The 15,045-nt window shown below is 61.0% G+C and carries 15 protein-coding genes, 1 tRNA gene and 1 pseudogene; 8 read left to right on the top strand and 9 right to left on the bottom strand.

Going from position 1 to position 15,045, the window contains the following annotated elements; translation table 11 throughout:
• Positions 1-13: 13 nt before the first annotated feature.
• Positions 14-634, bottom strand: coding sequence for a glutathione S-transferase family protein (locus AC6I6U_RS25740; RefSeq protein WP_497878808.1), 621 nt, complete (start codon positions 632-634; stop codon positions 14-16).
• A gap of 210 nt (positions 635-844) precedes the next feature.
• Here AC6I6U_RS25740 and AC6I6U_RS25735 point away from each other — a divergent pair.
• The 5 genes from AC6I6U_RS25735 to hcnC all read left to right on the top strand — a co-directional run bounded on the left by AC6I6U_RS25735 (position 845) and on the right by hcnC (position 4,638).
• Positions 845-920, top strand: a tRNA-Asn gene (locus AC6I6U_RS25735).
• Positions 921-1,012: 92 nt separating this feature from the next.
• Positions 1,013-1,435, top strand: a complete 423-nt coding sequence (locus tag AC6I6U_RS25730) for a hypothetical protein (RefSeq protein ID WP_497878807.1) — start codon at positions 1,013-1,015, stop codon at positions 1,433-1,435.
• A gap of 222 nt (positions 1,436-1,657) precedes the next feature.
• The gene (gene hcnA, locus AC6I6U_RS25725; protein WP_497878806.1) at positions 1,658-1,972 is read left to right on the top strand and encodes a cyanide-forming glycine dehydrogenase subunit HcnA; all 315 of its coding nucleotides are present in this window, start codon (positions 1,658-1,660) and stop codon (positions 1,970-1,972) included.
• Positions 1,969-3,366: a cyanide-forming glycine dehydrogenase subunit HcnB gene (hcnB, locus tag AC6I6U_RS25720; protein ID WP_497878805.1), complete on the top strand. Its 1,398-nt coding sequence runs from the start codon at positions 1,969-1,971 to the stop codon at positions 3,364-3,366. Before hcnA ends, hcnB begins: the two co-directional genes overlap by 4 nt.
• Positions 3,367-3,369: 3 nt before the next feature.
• Complete coding sequence (gene hcnC / locus AC6I6U_RS25715) at positions 3,370-4,638, top strand: cyanide-forming glycine dehydrogenase subunit HcnC (protein WP_497878804.1); 1,269 nt, start codon at positions 3,370-3,372, stop codon at positions 4,636-4,638.
• A 31-nt stretch (positions 4,639-4,669) separates the two neighbouring features.
• On the opposite strand, the gene AC6I6U_RS25710 is transcribed toward hcnC, so the two are convergent.
• Both AC6I6U_RS25710 and AC6I6U_RS25705 read right to left on the bottom strand, forming a co-directional pair.
• On the bottom strand, positions 4,670-4,984 hold the full coding sequence (locus tag AC6I6U_RS25710; RefSeq protein ID WP_497878803.1) for a helix-turn-helix domain-containing protein: 315 nt from the start codon (positions 4,982-4,984) through the stop codon (positions 4,670-4,672).
• Positions 4,974-5,324, bottom strand: coding sequence for a toxin (locus AC6I6U_RS25705; RefSeq protein ID WP_497878802.1), 351 nt, complete (start codon positions 5,322-5,324; stop codon positions 4,974-4,976). The genes AC6I6U_RS25710 and AC6I6U_RS25705 overlap by 11 nt, the downstream gene beginning before the upstream one ends.
• Positions 5,325-5,609: 285 nt before the next feature.
• On the opposite strand from AC6I6U_RS25705, the pseudogene AC6I6U_RS25700 reads away from it, so the two are divergent.
• A pseudogene (locus tag AC6I6U_RS25700) lies at positions 5,610-6,359 on the top strand (methyl-accepting chemotaxis protein); the annotation flags it as partial.
• Positions 6,336-6,758 (top strand): CZB domain-containing protein, encoded by a 423-nt coding sequence (locus tag AC6I6U_RS25695; protein WP_497883102.1) that lies wholly within the window; start codon positions 6,336-6,338, stop codon positions 6,756-6,758. The pseudogene AC6I6U_RS25700 and the gene AC6I6U_RS25695, both read left to right, overlap by 24 nt.
• Positions 6,759-6,761: 3 nt before the next feature.
• On the opposite strand, the gene AC6I6U_RS25690 is transcribed toward AC6I6U_RS25695, so the two are convergent.
• The gene (locus AC6I6U_RS25690) at positions 6,762-7,625 is read right to left on the bottom strand and encodes a LysR family transcriptional regulator (protein ID WP_497878801.1); all 864 of its coding nucleotides are present in this window, start codon (positions 7,623-7,625) and stop codon (positions 6,762-6,764) included.
• A gap of 96 nt (positions 7,626-7,721) precedes the next feature.
• Here AC6I6U_RS25690 and AC6I6U_RS25685 point away from each other — a divergent pair, with 96 nt between their 5' ends.
• Complete coding sequence (locus AC6I6U_RS25685; RefSeq protein WP_497878800.1) at positions 7,722-8,117, top strand: DUF4280 domain-containing protein; 396 nt, start codon at positions 7,722-7,724, stop codon at positions 8,115-8,117.
• 3 nt (positions 8,118-8,120) lie between these two features.
• Here the strand turns inward: AC6I6U_RS25685 and AC6I6U_RS25680 are convergent, their stop codons facing one another.
• The 5 genes from AC6I6U_RS25680 to tssH all read right to left on the bottom strand — a co-directional run bounded on the left by AC6I6U_RS25680 (position 8,121) and on the right by tssH (position 15,044).
• Complete coding sequence (locus AC6I6U_RS25680) at positions 8,121-8,666, bottom strand: toxin-antitoxin system YwqK family antitoxin (RefSeq protein WP_497878799.1); 546 nt, start codon at positions 8,664-8,666, stop codon at positions 8,121-8,123.
• 9 nt (positions 8,667-8,675) lie between these two features.
• On the bottom strand, positions 8,676-10,685 hold the full coding sequence (locus AC6I6U_RS25675; protein WP_497878798.1) for a type VI secretion system Vgr family protein: 2,010 nt from the start codon (positions 10,683-10,685) through the stop codon (positions 8,676-8,678).
• A gap of 80 nt (positions 10,686-10,765) precedes the next feature.
• Entirely contained in the window at positions 10,766-11,452 is a 687-nt protein-coding gene (locus AC6I6U_RS25670; protein ID WP_497878797.1) for a hypothetical protein, read from the bottom strand.
• Positions 11,453-11,511: 59 nt separating this feature from the next.
• Positions 11,512-12,489: a hypothetical protein gene (locus AC6I6U_RS25665; RefSeq protein ID WP_497878796.1), complete on the bottom strand. Its 978-nt coding sequence runs from the start codon at positions 12,487-12,489 to the stop codon at positions 11,512-11,514.
• On the bottom strand, positions 12,486-15,044 hold the full coding sequence (gene tssH / locus AC6I6U_RS25660; protein WP_497883101.1) for a type VI secretion system ATPase TssH: 2,559 nt from the start codon (positions 15,042-15,044) through the stop codon (positions 12,486-12,488). The genes AC6I6U_RS25665 and tssH overlap by 4 nt, the downstream gene beginning before the upstream one ends.
• Position 15,045 lies beyond the last annotated feature (1 nt).

Below are 15,045 nucleotides of genomic sequence, written 5' to 3'. Positions count from 1 at the left end.
CGCAACCCAGGACTCAGGGCTGGGTCGACTTGAAGCTGGGCAGGGCCTGGACCTGCTCCCACCACTGGGCAAACCCCTCGATATCGAACATCCGCTCGGCATCTGCGGTTTGCGAGATGTAGCTGCAGAACGGCACCAGGTAGAAATCGGCGAGAGAAGGATTCGGCCCGGCGATGAAGCGGTCCTGGCCCTTGATCTTCATCAGTTCGCGCAGCACTTGGCGCGATTTTTCGATGCCGGCTTCGCGCGCCGCTTCGTTCTTGCCACCGATGAAGTCGGGGAACAGGTGGTAGCCGGCCACCGCCACCAGCGCGTTGTAGCCGTAGGAATCGTAGATACCGATCGCCATGTTGGCGCGGGCACGGCCCTGGGCGGTGTCTGGCAGCAGCGACGGGCCGGGCAGTACCTCGTTGAGGTAGTGGGTGATGGCTCCGGTTTCGATCACCTTGAAGCCATCATGCTCGAGCACCGGCACCTTGCCGAACGGATGGCGCAACAGGTGTTCGGGGTGATGGGGCTCGCCCTGGATGACGTCCACCGGGACCTGTCGGTAGTCCGCGCCTTTTTCGGCGAGAAGCATTCTGACGGTACGGACGTAGGTGCTGCCGCTGAAGCCGTAGAGGGTGACGCTCATGCTGATGATCTCCGTGGGGTGGTCTTGATGACCGTTACAGTTCATCGCGTCGGTGTATCCGGGATGTGTTCGGCATTCGCGGAAAATTGAGCGGGTGTGTCGCCACGGCACTGATACACACTGTGATACAGGATTGCAGGTGGGGAGGGGCTCGGCACCTTGTCGATCAGGGCTTGACTTCTCTTTTTATATCAGTAACATAGACGCCATTCCGCAATAGCTCAGTTGGTAGAGCAAATGACTGTTAATCATTGGGTCCCTGGTTCGAGTCCAGGTTGTGGAGCCAGATAGAAGAAGAACCTGCAGCGATGCAGGTTTTTTTTTGCCCGCAATTCAGGCGGTTGTGGCGGGCCGTCGCTTACAGTCGAGGAAATCAGCATGGCGGAAATGGCACAGCAGGACGATCTGTTTCAGGTGGACAAGCGGCTTTCCCTCAAGCCCGTGATGGACTTCAACGCCTTTTTGCTCCAGGCGTTCGCCGACGGCCCGTGCCAGTGCCTGCGCTGCGTGGAGAACTCCGGTGTCGAGACCGGCTATGCCTTCCAGCACACCTTCGAACTGGGCAAGGTGGTCAACCGCCAGTTCGCCCGGACCACGCCAAGCGATGTGCTGCTGGCGCTGAAGAAGGCCTGGTTGTCGTTCTTCAAGACCGAACTGGAGGTGCCGGGCCTGCTGGATCTGTTCAAGGTGCAGGAATTCGCCAAACCCGAATTGCACATCCGCCTGCGTCCGCTGCTGCTGGCCTCTGGCCTGATCGTCGAGCGGGACGGCGAATGGTTGTTGCAGGCGGTAGCCGAGTAATCGCCCAGGGTGCGGACGGTCGGTAGGGCTTTCCCCCGCTTTACTGGCCTGGATCAAGGTTTTGCACCGCACAACCCCTTAACGTGAATGCACACCGGTTCACCGCGTTGCGGCGAACCACCACTCTGTGGCCGTCATGCGCCATATGTGTGTTGCGGCCAGGCCAGGAATGCCTGGGGCAGGGTGGCAGTCTCCTCACGTCAATCATGGATGATGCAGAACATGCAGAACCTGGATCGAAAATACGATATCCAGCCGCTTCAACGAGCGGATATGACCCTCCACCTCAACGGCCAGGACGTACCCGCGGCAGAAGGCGAGACCGTGCTCTCGGTGCTGCAGTCGGTCGGCCTGCGTCAGGTCTCGCGCAACGACCACGGGCAACTGGCCGGCGCCTTCTGCGGCATGGGCGTGTGCCAGAGCTGCCTGGTGTCGATCGATGGCCGGCTCAAGCGCCGGGCCTGCCAGACGGTAGTGAAGCCGGGCATGCGGGTCGAGACCGGCGTCAGCCGGTTTACCGCGCTGGAGGTGCTATGAGCCAGCTTCCAGTCATCGTCGGCGGTGGTCCGGCCGGCATGTCCGCGGCCATCGAGTTGGCCCGCCACGGGGTTTCCAGCGTGCTGTTCGAAGAGGCTTCGCGCCTGGGTGGGGTGGTCTATCGCGGGCCCTTGCGCAGTGGCGTCGATCTCGATTATCTGGGCGCGCGCTACAGCTCGACCCTGGAGAAACTGCACGGCGAGTTCGCCACCTGTGCGGACCGGGTCGATGTACGCCTCAACACCCGCATCATCGGCGGCGAAGGCGCCCGGACGCTGATGGCGCTGGATGCCGATGAGTCGCTGTATCCGGTCGAGTACCCCCAACTATTGCTGGCCTCCGGCTGCCATGAGCGCAACGTGCCGTTCCCCGGCTGGACCCTGCCCGGGGTGATGTTGCTCGGCGGCTTGCAATTGCAGATCAAGAGCGGCGTGGTCAAGCCGCTGGGTGCGACGGTCATTGCCGGTACCGGACCGTTGTTGCCACTGGTGGCCTGTCAACTGCATGCGGCAGGCGTACCGGTGGCAGGTATCTACGAGGCCAGTGCCTTTGGCCGCATAGCCCGGGAGAGCCTGGCCCTGCTGAACAAGCCGCAGATGTTCCTCGACGGCCTGAGCATGCTGGCCTACCTGAAGCTGCACGGTATTGCGATGCACTATGGCTGGGGCGTGGTCGAGGCGCAGGGCCAGGAGGAACTGAGCCGCGTGACCCTGGCGCCATACTCCGAGGACTGGCAGCCGGACCTGGCGCGTGCGCATCAGCTCGAAGCACAGACCCTGGCGGTTGGCTATGGTTTTATCCCGCGGACCCAGCTCAGCCAGCAGATGGGCCTGGCTCACGCCTTCAATACCGACGGCTACCTGTGCGCCGAAACCAATGTCTGGCAACAGAGCAGCGAGCCGCATATCCATCTGGCCGGTGACATGGGCGGCATTCGCGGTGGCGAAGCGGCAATGCTGGCCGGGCGGATCGCGGCCATTTCCATTCTGATGCAACGTGACGTGCTGGATGCCGACACGGCCCTGTCCCTGCGCCAGGGCTATCTCGACAGGTTGGCGAAGATCCGCAAGTTCCGCTCCGGCATCGATCGCTACACCCGGCGTGGCACCCGGCAGATCGACCTGCCCCGGCCCGATACGGTGATCTGCCGTTGCGAAAATGCCACTCGTGCCGACATCGACCTCGCCTTGTCCCAGGGGGTGCAGGACATGGCCGCGCTGAAGATGCGTACCCGCGTGAGCATGGGCGATTGCCAGGGCCGGATGTGCGTCGGCTATTGCAGCGATCGCCTGCGCGATGCGACGGGCCGCGCCGATGTCGGCTGGTTGCGACCGCGTTTTCCCATCGAGCCGATTCCCTTTTCCGCCTTCGAACAACTGGGCAAGGACGCCTGAGCCATGAGCAGAACCTACGATGTCGTGATTGCCGGTGGTGGTGTGATCGGTGCTTCCTGTGCCTATCACCTGTCCCGCGAGAAAAACCTGCGGATCGCCCTGATCGACGCCAAGCGTCCGGGCAATGCGACCCGCGCTTCAGCCGGAGGGCTATGGGCCATCGGTGAGTCGGTGGGGTTGGGCTGCGGGGTGATCTTCTTTCGCATGATGTCTGCCCGACGCCGTCGCGAGGCCAATGGTGCGGCGGTGGTGGTGGACTCCAGTACGCCGCATATCCTGCCGCAGTCGTTTTTCGACTTCGCCCTGCAGTCCAATGCCTTGTACCCACAGTTGCATCGCGAGCTGCTCGAACGCCATGGCATGGACTGCAAGTTCGAGCGCACCGGCCTCAAATATGTGATCTACGACGACGAGGATCGCCTGTACGCCGAGCATATCGTCTCGCACATCCCGCACCTGGCAGATCAACTGCGCTGGCTGGATCGTGACGCGCTACGCGAGGCCGAGCCGGCGGTGAGCGGCGAAGCGCAAGGCGCGCTGGAATTTCTCTGCGACCATCAGGTCAGCCCGTTCCGCCTGGCTGATTCCTATACCGAGGGCGCACGGCAGAACGGGGTCGACCTGTTCTTCAACACCAACGTCACCCAAGTATTGCACCAGGGCGGTCGCGTGAGCGGCGTCCGCACGGCGGAGGAGGGCGAGTTCCATTGTTCGACGCTGATCAACGCTGCCGGGGCCTGGGCTGCCGAGCTCAGCCAGCAGGCTACCGGCATCGCGATTCCGGTCAAGCCGGTGAAGGGACAGATTCTATTGACCGAGCGCATGCCCGGCCTGTTGCGCGGTTGCCTGACCACCAGTGACTGCTACATGGCGCAGAAGGACAACGGCGAGATCCTGATCGGCAGCACCACCGAGGACAAGGGCTTCGACGTGAGTACCACCTTCCCGGAAGTGACCGGGCTGGTACAGGGCGCCGTGCGTTGCGTGCCGCAACTGCAGGGCATCAACCTCAAGCGTTGCTGGGCGGGCCTGCGTCCGGGCTCACCTGATGAACTGCCGATCCTCGGGCCGATGGCGGGTGTCGAGGGTTATCTCAATGCCTGCGGTCATTTCCGTACAGGGATCCTGACCTCGGCGATCACCGGGGTGATGCTCGAGCGCCTGGTCAATGAAAAGCCGTTGCCATTGGACATCACCCCCTTCCTGGCGGATCGGTTCGAAGGGGCGACGGCCGTGGAGCCGGCGCCACAGAAGAATCTCGAACACGCCTGAAATGCGCGGGAGCGGTCGCCGCTCCCGTCACTCAACCCAGGGAGGCCAGGTGTTCTACCGTCTCCGGGTACTTCTCCACCAGCCGGATCAGGGTCGTGGCCTGGGCATTCGGCCGGGCTCGTCCCTGTTCCCAGTTTTCCAGGGTGCGGGTATTGGTGCGCAGGTACATGGCGAACACTGCCCGCGACAGTTTCAACTGGGTGCGGATTGCCACCAGTTCCTCGGCACCGAGCGGCTGCAGCTTGCTCATCTGGACTTTGTGGGTGCGCAGGGTGACTTTCCCCTGGCGTTCGTCGGCCAAGGCATCGAAGCCCTCGACCAGTTCTGCAAAGATGTCACGTTTCATGATTTTTTCTTGCCTCTATTTCCAGGAACAGAAGCCGCTTCAGCACGGTTTTCTGTTGCGGACTCAGGTCATCCTGTTCGTCCTTGTCATACGGGGTGAACAGCCAGAACCGGGCGCCTTGTGGCCACCAGTAATAGATCACCCGGATACCGCCCCGTTTGCCTTTTTGCCGTTGCATGTCCATGCAGCGCACCTTGCGCAACCCTCCCGTGCCTTGAATCACTTCACCGGCTTCGGGGTTTTGTATCAGGGCCAACTGAAAACAGCGGAATGCCTCGTCACCCAGGTAGCTTTTGCGGTGACGTTCGAAAGGCGGCAATTCGATAAACAGAGCATTCATTCTTTGTACGCTATCTACGTATAGAAGGAAATAGAAAATTTGTGTCTGTTTTCACCCTAGTAGAGTTCCGACGACCCTTTTGTCAGCTGTTTCCTGCGGTTGAGTGGCTTTTGGAGACAGTTGAGGATTGCTGTTGGTAAGGGGGGATACCGTAATCCTTCAATGAGCGCCCCAAGGAAGGTCATACTGACCCGTGTAGTCGATATGACTATTGATTTTTCAGGGTCATAATGACCACGATCAGGCTGCAGCGCCCTGTTTTCAGGGGGTACGCATTTGGCACGGATGATGAGTGGCAATACGACATTAATCTCTGCCGGAGTCATGCCCATGCTGTTCGTACGTGCCAGCCACCACCGCTCCCTGCTCCAGGACAATGCCCGATTGCGTGAAGAACTGGATCAGGCCCGTCAACGCATTGCCTTGCTGGAGGCCGCCCCGGTCGCGGGAGAGCAGCAAGCGTTATCCGCCGATCAGTTGGCCTTCTACCAGGGACTGGCCGGCAACCTGCTGCTCTTCGGCCGCTCCATTTCCCATGTTGGCGAGTCCTTCGACTATCTCAATCTGCGGCTGGTGGACAACAACCAGCGGGCCACGAGCGTGGCGGCAGCGGCGATCGAGAATCGGCAGAAGTTCGGGGTGTTGCAGGAACAGGCCCATGTCATGGAGGATGGCCTGGCGGACCTCAACGAACAGATTGCGCAACTGGTCATCCGCGCCAGCGAGATCGACCGGATCGTCGGCCTGATCAGCTCCATCGCCAACATGACCAACCTGCTTGCCCTTAACGCGGCCATCGAGGCGGCTCGGGCCGGCGAGTCGGGACGCGGTTTTGCGGTGGTCGCCAGCGAGATTCGCGACCTGGCGGAAAAGACCGCCAGCGCCACCCAGGACATCATTCGCGAAACCGCCGATATCAAGGCCATGATCGGTGTCGCCCAGGAGGGCATCCAGCAGCAGGCGGGTACCGCCGGCGCCTTTCACACGCTGACCACCGAGGCGAGCGGGGCGATGTACGAGGTCTACTCCCTGGCCCAGCGCATGCAGCGGGAGATGAACCAGTCGTGCTTCCGGGCCTCCATCGAGCAGGCCAACCTGGCCGAGCTGGCGCTGAAGGTTTCGGTCTATGAGGGGGTGTTGGGTGACGGGCAGGATAGCGTGCTGATCAGCGACCATGATTGCCCGTTCGGGCGCTGGTACTACGGCGAAGGCAACCAGCAACTCAAGAGTTACCAGGCCTTCAGCCGTATCGAGCGTCCCCATGGCCTGGTGCATTCTGCTGGCGCCGAAGCACTGCTGGCCCACCGCGAGGGCCGCCTTGAAGACATCCTCGGCCACCTGGATATCATGGAGCGCTCGAATGTGGAGGTAATGGACATCATCAAGCATGTGCTCGCCGAGCACGAGCGGCGTGAGCAGGCCAGCCTGGCCTGAAATTCAGATCATCGGGTCCCAGCGCTGGGACCAGTCGGTGTCGGCCTTGATGATTTCGCGCAGCAGTTCGAAGGCTGTCTGCAGGGCGGTCGAGTCCCGTTCGCGGGCGTACACCAGGTAGGTCGGGTAGCTGAACTCCGGCGCCTTGGGCACCCGCTCCATCACGCCGCTGTCGAGGTAGCTCTGGACCACGCGGGTGCGGAAGTAGCCGGAGCCGCCGTTGCCGAGGATGAACTGCAGGGCCACCGGCCCCAGGTTGAAGCTGGCGGCGGCCCTGGCCTTGTCCGGCAATGCGGCGTCGTGCTGGCGCCGAAAGCTTTCGCCCCAGTCGATATACACATAAGGCTCGGGGTTTTCCGTCAGGCGCACCATGATCAGTTTTTCCTCCAGCAACTGCTCGACCTGCAGCCCCGGCCAGTAGGTCGGTTGATACACCAGGGCAGCATCGAGCACCCCCAGTTCGAGCTGGCGCAGCAGTTGCTCGCCGTCGCGGATTTCCGTGCGCAGGGCGTGGGTCGGGATGTGCTCGCGCAGGGCTTTGGCCCAACTGAGAATCAGCGGGTTGCACAGGCTGACTTCGCCGCCGATGTGCAGCACATTGTTGAACCCTTCCGGCAGCGGCAGATCGCGGCGTGCCGCATCCCAGGTCTGCACCAGTTGGTTAGCGTAGACCACGAAGGCCTCGCCGTCGGCGGTCAGCCGGGCACCGGCGCGATTGCGCACGAACAGCCTGGCATCGAGCTGGCTTTCGAGCTTCTGCACCCTGGCGGTGATCGCGGTCTGGGTTACGTGCAACTTCTCGGCGGCGGCCACCAGGCTGCCGCAGCGGGCGATTTCGAGGAAGGTGCGGGCGAGGTCGATATCCATGGGATGTCCCGGGGCAAGGAGCGGGCAGTGTAATCGCTAACGGACCGTTCTGGTCTACGCTGGCAATGTCCCATTACGACTGGAAAGGAAATTCCCATGGGCTGTCCCCAGGTGTGCAGTGGCGCCACCCTGCAATGCAGCTTCGGCGCCGCGCCAGGCATGCTGAACGTGTTGCCGGTCAACCGCGCCCTGACCAGCAGCATGCCCGCCGCTAACATCATGGATCACATCCCGCTGGTGAACATCACGACTTTTGCCATGTGCCAGAGCCTCGCCAACCCGATGGTCGCCGCCGCGACCGCCGCCGCCCTCGGCGTGCTGACCCCCATGCCGTGCATTCCGGCCACCGCCGCACCGTGGATTCCCGGAGGCCCACCGACCCTGTTGCTGGGCAGCATGCCGGCCCTGGATTCCAATAGCTGCGTGATGTGCACCTGGGGTGGCGTGATCAAGATCGTCGTGCCGGGCCAGGTGCAGATGCTGATTCCCTGAGTATCAGGCCTGTTCGGGATCTTCGTGGCGCAGCCACCACCAGCGCCAGCGTGAGATCGGCTTGCCCTCGGCATCCAGTGGCCGGCCATCTTCGGCATAGGGTTGGCCGGCGTCGAGCAACTGGCCATTGCCGTAGCGGCTGCTCACGGCTAGCTGTCCGTTCGGGTGAAAGCGCTGGTACAGGCCATCGCGCACGCCGTCGCGGTTGTGTTCGACTTCGGCGACGCTGCCATCAGCGTAGTAGTTGGTGGCCTCGCCATGCAGCAGCCCGTTGCGGTAGGCCGCCTTGCGTTGCAGGACGCCTTCGGGGCTGAAGAAACTGGCGACGCCCTGGGTTTTCCCGGCGACATAGGGCACCTGCGCCGAGACCCTGCCATTGGGATGATAGAGCGTCGACAGCCCCTGCAGCTCGCCTTGGCTGTAGTTGAGCTGGGCCTGCGGGCGGCCGGCTTCCTCGATCTTCAGCGGACCTTCAAGCTGTTCATCCAGCAGGCGTCCGGTGAGATGGCTGTCACCGCGTGTCAGGTCCAGCTTCGTCGACTCACTCATGTCCCGACCTCAATTGATCTTCACCAGGCCGCCCTTGATGGTCAGCATGCCACCGCCATCCACCGTCTGCTCGGCCCCACCCTTGTTGGTCAGGCTGATGCCGGCATCGTTGGTCATGGTCGTACCGGCCTTGTTTTCCAGCGAGGTGCCGGCCTGGTTGTTCAGGGACGTGCCGGCCTTCTGGCTGATGGACGTGCTGGCCTGGGCCGCCAGGTCGGCGCCGCTCTTGATCGCGAAACTGCCGCCGCTCTGCAGGGTGAGGGTGCCGGTGACCTTGATGGTCAGGTTGCCGTCGACGGTCAGGTTGTAGTTGCCGCTGACCTTGTGCTCGTAGTTGCCGCCAGTGCTGTGGGTCTGGTCGGCACCGACTTTCACCGTGCGGCTGTCCTTCACGTCGAGGTTGTCGCTGCCGGTCTGGATGGTCACGCTGCGCTTGCCCTTTTCCAGGGTCACGGTCTCGTCGCCTTCCTTGACCGTGCGGGTGCGAGCGTTCTGCACGGTCAGCGTCTCATCGTGGCCGACGGTGGCGGTGGTGTCGTTGAGTACGTTTATCTTGAAGTCCTTCTGGGCCTGGAGGAACACTTCCTCGGCATCCTTCTTGTCCTCGAAACGCAGCTCGTTGAAACCACCACCGCCTTTGGAAGATTGGGTCTTGATCCCGGACTGGGTCTGGTTGTCCGGCAGCGCATAGGGCAGGGCGTTGTCACCGTTGTAGACACAACCGCTGACCAGCGGCCGGTCCGGATCGCCGTCGATGAAGGTGACGATCACCTCCTGGCCGATCCGTGGCACGAATTGCATGCCGAAACCCTTGCCGCTCCAGGGTAGTACCACACGAACCCAGCAGGAGCTGGTTTCATTGTTCTTGCCTTCGCGATCCCAGGGAAACTGCAGCTTGATCCGACCGTATTCGTCAGTCCAGATCTCCTCGCCGGACTTGCCCACCACCAGCGCAGTTTGGGTGTGCATGCGTGGCTTGGGGGTGCTGCGCGGCGGGCGAAAGGGCGTGGCCTTGGGAATCGCCTCGAAGCGGTTGCGGTAATGCTGGTGGTCAGCCTCGTGGGTAACCGAGGTGACCACCCAATCGATATTCAGGCTGGCGTCGTCATGCCCGGAGAGGGTGAACCAATGTCCCGGCACCAGCCAGCGGCAGTCGCTTTCGCCGACGAAGCGTTTTTCCTGGCTGCGCAGGCCATCCACGCGCTGCTTGCTCAGGGTATCGCCGCGGGCCTTGGTGGTGTAGCCACCGGGGTGTTCATACACCGAGCGGGGCCCGGCCACGGCTTCGGCCTGGTCGTAGAGCGAAGTGGTGGGGGTGGTGAATTCGTAGTCGGTGGTCCTGTAGGTGCCGGCGACGGCTTGCAGGCACAGTTGCCCGGAGCGGATGCCATGCAGTTCGCGGACACCGATTTCCTGGCCCAGATAGGGCACCTTGGGACCGTTGGGGATCGGCGGGAAGGCGTCGTTGTTGTCGGCCAGAACGAGTGTGTGCAGACCGTCCCCATGGGTGAAGAACCAGAAGATCCCTTCTTCCTCCAGCAGCCGCGAGACAAAGGCGAAATCGGTTTCGCCGTACTGGATGCAGTATTCGCGTGGACTGTAGCTGCCGGTCAGCGAGAGCTTGAAGTCGGTGAAGCCGTGGGCCTTGAAGATCGTGGTGACGATGTCCGAGGTGCTGAGGTTCTGGAACACCCGGTTGTTGCTGGCCAGCGTCAGCCACCAGAGCCAGGGACGCAGCACCAGTTGATAGCGCTCGGCGGTGGCGTCGGCGGGGAGTTGGCGGATTTCGGCGACCAGCGCGTCGAGGGGGCGCTGCTGGGCGTCGTTATGGAAGGTGCTGGTGACGTGGGTGGCAATGGCGTCGGAGAGGGTGAGGCTGGTGCCGTCGCTCAGGCCGAGTAGCAGGTGTTGGCCGAGTTGGTTCAGGGCTTCTTCGCCGGAAATGGACGCAGGGTATAGAGCCGCCAGGGATGTTGCGGTGAGTGATAAACTGGTGTTGGTATCGACGGAACGAGACATCGGGTTGACTCAGTCAGATAGTGGTTCAGAATTAACTTCAATCCGTTCGAAGGTGATTTATCTGTGAAATGAATTTTCTCTCAATCCGGAAAGCTACCAACAAGGCTTGGTACGTTTTGATTGACCCATATTGGGGTTTTTTCGTTTTCGAAGTTAAAATATGTGACGATGGCGGAGCTATAGACTTCCCATGTGTCATTTTTCTTTACACAGACAATGCAGTATTCAAAGTTGAAGACTCTGAGTCCGGCTTCAGAAATCTCTCTGACTTTTCCTTCCAAGGGTCTGCCTACTCCTGCGTATGTGGGCTCGGTCAGGCGAAATTTTTCCTTGCCGGTATCGCTAGGAACATCACTCATGTATTTACCGTTGTAATCATGGAAAAAACGGTTAGCTGCGATACCTTTACCGCCTTTTATTTCATGAACCGCTAGGGCACATCCATTCATAGGGAAGGTGACAGCCAGAGTGCCGCTGTACAGGCCTTTGGGAATGTCGACAAATTTAGCATGCTGTCCTTGGTAGGGTATGTACCAATCGGTGCCCCCGGCACTGACTTCGATCGAAAATACATTCGCTGTTGGCGTACGGGCCAACGACAGGCGGGATGGCCCGCCGGTATTGTCCGAAAAATCCTCGTCTGTACGGACGAACAGGCCAAAGTTATCAAAGAAAACCTGGGGCGTTGTACGTAGCAAGGCAAGGCTTGCAGATGTTCCAGTGCTGGTGCTTGCCTTCGCTTTTTCCTTGGCTTGTATGTTTCCCATTGGTTTTCCAGTTTTACTTGAAATTGGATTTAAGGTGTGGGTTATTTAAAATCCGGGATTCATAGAACTGAGTGCTCGATTTCCTCCCTTTCGACAGTAAACTTTCTAAGTTTTTCTCGTATGTCTTTAGGGATTTTGCAGATGATTTCTGCGCCTTTCCAATACATGAAATTTTTTGCCGGAGATTTGGCGAAGGTGTCCGGAGTATTCGCCAGGTTTGCTTGCCATATATCAACGGCGGTTCCGATGCCCGCTTCTATTTCGCCGAAGGTGCTGCCAATGCAGACAAAGTAATGATCGAATTTTGCATTGCCCATGATGGCGATGTCGTAGTTGTCAAAGTAGGTGTCCTTGATTAGTGTGAATACGGCTGCTCCGGCACAGCTGAAGCAGCGACCTTTTTTTAATTTCATAACTATTCGCCCTAGTTCAATCCAGTAGGCAGGAACTTCCAGTGCATTGGTTTTTATACCAAGTTGCATGTTGACTACTGCTGCGGCAGATCCTTTTTGCATAGTTGTAAATATGTCATCGGGTGTATGTTCGTAGCGGCCGTGCTTGCCGGTGGGGATATCGGTGATTTTTATTTCCTTCCAGACCTCCTGATATCTCATCAGCTGTACAGCGACATTGCTTTTCTTGGGCGTGGAGGACGTCGCTACCGAAGGAATACTGGATGTAGTGGTTGATGTTCTTTGTACTCTGGAGGGGGCATGCTGCACACGACGAATTTGTTGTTGCACTATCGGTTTGAGATTCGCAGGCTCGACATCATTAGCTTCTATATGTGAGCTCAATTGGGCAAAAAGTGCTGATGTTGTCTTCAATGTCGAGAAGGAATACATGTAAATAAAGGGTTTATCACTTTTTCCAATAAACCAGTCCACTGCCTCTTTAAGCTGGTCATCGTATGAGTCTTCGAGGATTACTCGCCGAAGAATCATGGCTGCGGATTTGCTGGCATCGCTCTTGTTCCAATGAAACCAGATCCCGTCCCAGGCGTTCAGCGCATTTTCTACCGCTGTCCTATACTTCATTCGAGCACCCACTCCGCCAATTTTCCGGTCACCTGCGTCATCAACACATTCTCGACATCCCGGGCACCCGCCGCACTGCACTTGGCCAACACCGCCTTCACAATCCCCGCATCGAACTCGAACTGCTTGCCGGTCGCCGCCTTGTACCGCTCGCGCAATTTCTCCAACTTCGCCAACACAATTCCCTCCAGCGTCGCTTCATCCAGCGGCCGATAAGGCACGATCGTCATCCGCGCCAGGAATGCCGGCCGGAACGCCTGCAGCAACACCTTGCGCAGTTGCTCGGTGAACCCATCGGTACCCAGTTGCGTAACCGGTGTGTCGAGAATCAGCTCAGCGCCGACATTGCTGGTCGCCAGCATCACGGTGTTCTTGAAGTCCACCACTAGCCCGGTACCGTCCTCCATCACGCCCTTGTCGAACACGTTGTAGAACGCCTCCAGCACATCCGGATGGGCCTTTTCGATTTCATCGAGCAGCACCACTGAATAGGGTTTGCGCCGTACCGCTTCGGTCAGTACGCCGCCGGTGCCGTAGCCGACGTAGCCGGGCGGGGCGCCCTTGAGCTGGCTGACGGTGTGCGCTTCCTGATACTCGGAAAGGTTGATGCTGATCAGGTTTCGCTCGCCGCCGTACAGGGCGTCCGCCAGGGCGTAGGCGGTTTCGGTCTTGCCGACGCCGGTCGGGCCGAGCAGCAGGAACACGCCGACCGGTTTCTGCGGGTCGGTCAGCCCGGCGCGATAGGCCTGCAGACGCTGGGCGATGGTACCGAGTGCCGTGGCCTGGCCCATCACCCGTTGGCCCATGCGCTGGCCAACGGTACGCACGGCGTGAGCTTCGTCAGCGAGCATCTTGCCGACGGGAATGCCGGTCCAGCCGGCGATCACCGCCGCCACGGTCTTGGAGTCGACCTGCTCGGGCACCAGCGGGTCGTCCTGGCGGATCGCGTCGAGCCCGGCTTCCAGGCGCACCAACTCGGCGGCCAGGGTGTCGATGCGGCCATCGGTTTCGCCATCGGGCTTGCCGTTCTCGACGCTGTCGCTCAGGGCCAGCAGTTCACGGCGTTTTTCCAGCAGTTCGCGGACCGCCTCGCGCTCTTCGCCCCAGCGGGTTTCCAGTTCGCGGATGGCCTGCTGGTTGTCGCGGGATTCGCTTTCAAGCACGGTGATGCGCTCGCGATGATCGAGCCCGGTGGCTTGTTCGCGACGCAGCCGGCCGACTTCTTCCTGCAGGCTCTGCTGGCGATGGCGCAGGCTTTCCAGCGGCGGCGGCACATCATGCTGGCCGAGGGCGACCCGCGCGCAGGCGGTGTCGAGAATACTGATGGCCTTGTCCGGCAACTGTCGCCCGGAGATGTAGCGATGGGACAGTTTCACCGCATCGTGGATCGCCGCATCCAGTACCTGTACGCCGTGGTGCTGTTCCAGCTTGGCGGCCACGCCACGGAGCATTTCTACGGCGGTGGTTTCGTCCGGTTCTTCCACCTGTACCAGTTGGAAACGCCGGGCCAGGGCCGGGTCCTTCTCGAAGTATTTCTTGTATTCCATCCAGGTGGTGGCAGCCAGGGTGCGCAGTTCGCCACGGGCCAGCGCCGGCTTGAGCAGGTTGGCCGCATCGCTGCCACCTTCGGCACCACCCGCACCGATCAGGGTGTGGGCTTCGTCGATGAACAGGATGATCGGTTTGTCGGCGCTGCGCACGGCGTCGATCACGCCTTTGAGGCGTTGCTCGAACTCGCCCTTGACCCCGGCCCCGGCCTGCAGCAAGCCCAGGTCCAGTACCCGCAGGTCGACTTCCTGCAAGGAGGGCGGCACGTCCCCGGCGGCGATACGCAGGGCCAGGCCTTCGACCACCGCCGTCTTGCCAACGCCCGGCGCACCGACCAGGATCGGGTTGTTCTGTCGCCGGCGCAGCAGGATGTCGATGCACTGGCGGATTTCGCCGTCGCGGCCGACGATAGGGTCGATCCGCCCGGCGTGGGCATCGGCGGTCAGGTCCTGGGTGTACTGGTCGAGGATCGAGTCCTGGGCTGGGTTGCGATTGCCAGGTTTCTCCGGGGCCGCCGTCGCCGAACGTTTCGGTCCACTGTGTTCGCGGGAACTCTCCGTCCACTCCAGCAGGTTGCTACGCAACGCCTCGCGGGGAATCTTCAGCAGCGACGAGGCGCTGTTGAGCAGCAGGCTGCGGCGCTCGTCACGGTCGAGCAGGGCCAGCAGCAACAGCCCGGAGCGGATGCTCTCCAGCCCCAGCACGCTGGCCTGCACCACGGCATCCTCAAGCAGGCCGATGGTCTGTGCCGACAGTGCCGGTGTACGGGTGCTGCCGGACTTGAACAGCTCCAGCGCCTGGTTGATCTCCGCCGCCAGGGCATCGCGCTCCAGGCCGAAACGCGGCAGCAGCCAGGCAAAATCGCCGCCTTCGATCTCCAGCAGCTCCAGCAACAGATGTTCGATTTCCACATAGTGATGGCCCCGCTGCAGGCAGCGCTGGGCAGCCTTTTCCAGGGCGCGACGGTTGTCGGTGTTGAGGCGTCCGATCAGGCTGCCCAGTTCCATG

This window comes from Pseudomonas sp. UTLPPB19802, from assembly GCF_059730225.1.
This window is presented reverse-complemented; position numbering and strand designations above follow the sequence as displayed.

Bases quoted from the DNA above. Each gene is read 5' to 3' on its own strand.
- AC6I6U_RS25740 (WP_497878808.1), bottom strand. From the start codon at position 634: ATGAGCGTCACCCTCTACGGCTTCAGCGGCAGCACCTACGTCCGTACC.
- AC6I6U_RS25685 (WP_497878800.1), top strand. From the start codon at position 7,722: ATGGGCTGTCCCCAGGTGTGCAGTGGCGCCACCCTGCAATGCAGCTTC.
- hcnB (WP_497878805.1), top strand. From the start codon at position 1,969: ATGAGCCAGCTTCCAGTCATCGTCGGCGGTGGTCCGGCCGGCATGTCC.
- hcnA (WP_497878806.1), top strand. From the start codon at position 1,658: ATGCAGAACCTGGATCGAAAATACGATATCCAGCCGCTTCAACGAGCG.
- AC6I6U_RS25670 (WP_497878797.1), bottom strand. From the start codon at position 11,452: ATGGGAAACATACAAGCCAAGGAAAAAGCGAAGGCAAGCACCAGCACT.
- AC6I6U_RS25680 (WP_497878799.1), bottom strand. From the start codon at position 8,666: ATGAGTGAGTCGACGAAGCTGGACCTGACACGCGGTGACAGCCATCTC.
- AC6I6U_RS25705 (WP_497878802.1), bottom strand. From the start codon at position 5,324: ATGAATGCTCTGTTTATCGAATTGCCGCCTTTCGAACGTCACCGCAAA.
- AC6I6U_RS25665 (WP_497878796.1), bottom strand. From the start codon at position 12,489: ATGAAGTATAGGACAGCGGTAGAAAATGCGCTGAACGCCTGGGACGGG.
- AC6I6U_RS25695 (WP_497883102.1), top strand. From the start codon at position 6,336: ATGTACGAGGTCTACTCCCTGGCCCAGCGCATGCAGCGGGAGATGAAC.
- AC6I6U_RS25675 (WP_497878798.1), bottom strand. From the start codon at position 10,685: ATGTCTCGTTCCGTCGATACCAACACCAGTTTATCACTCACCGCAACA.
- AC6I6U_RS25710 (WP_497878803.1), bottom strand. From the start codon at position 4,984: ATGAAACGTGACATCTTTGCAGAACTGGTCGAGGGCTTCGATGCCTTG.
- AC6I6U_RS25690 (WP_497878801.1), bottom strand. From the start codon at position 7,625: ATGGATATCGACCTCGCCCGCACCTTCCTCGAAATCGCCCGCTGCGGC.
- AC6I6U_RS25730 (WP_497878807.1), top strand. From the start codon at position 1,013: ATGGCGGAAATGGCACAGCAGGACGATCTGTTTCAGGTGGACAAGCGG.
- hcnC (WP_497878804.1), top strand. From the start codon at position 3,370: ATGAGCAGAACCTACGATGTCGTGATTGCCGGTGGTGGTGTGATCGGT.
- tssH (WP_497883101.1), bottom strand. From the start codon at position 15,044: ATGGAACTGGGCAGCCTGATCGGACGCCTCAACACCGACAACCGTCGC.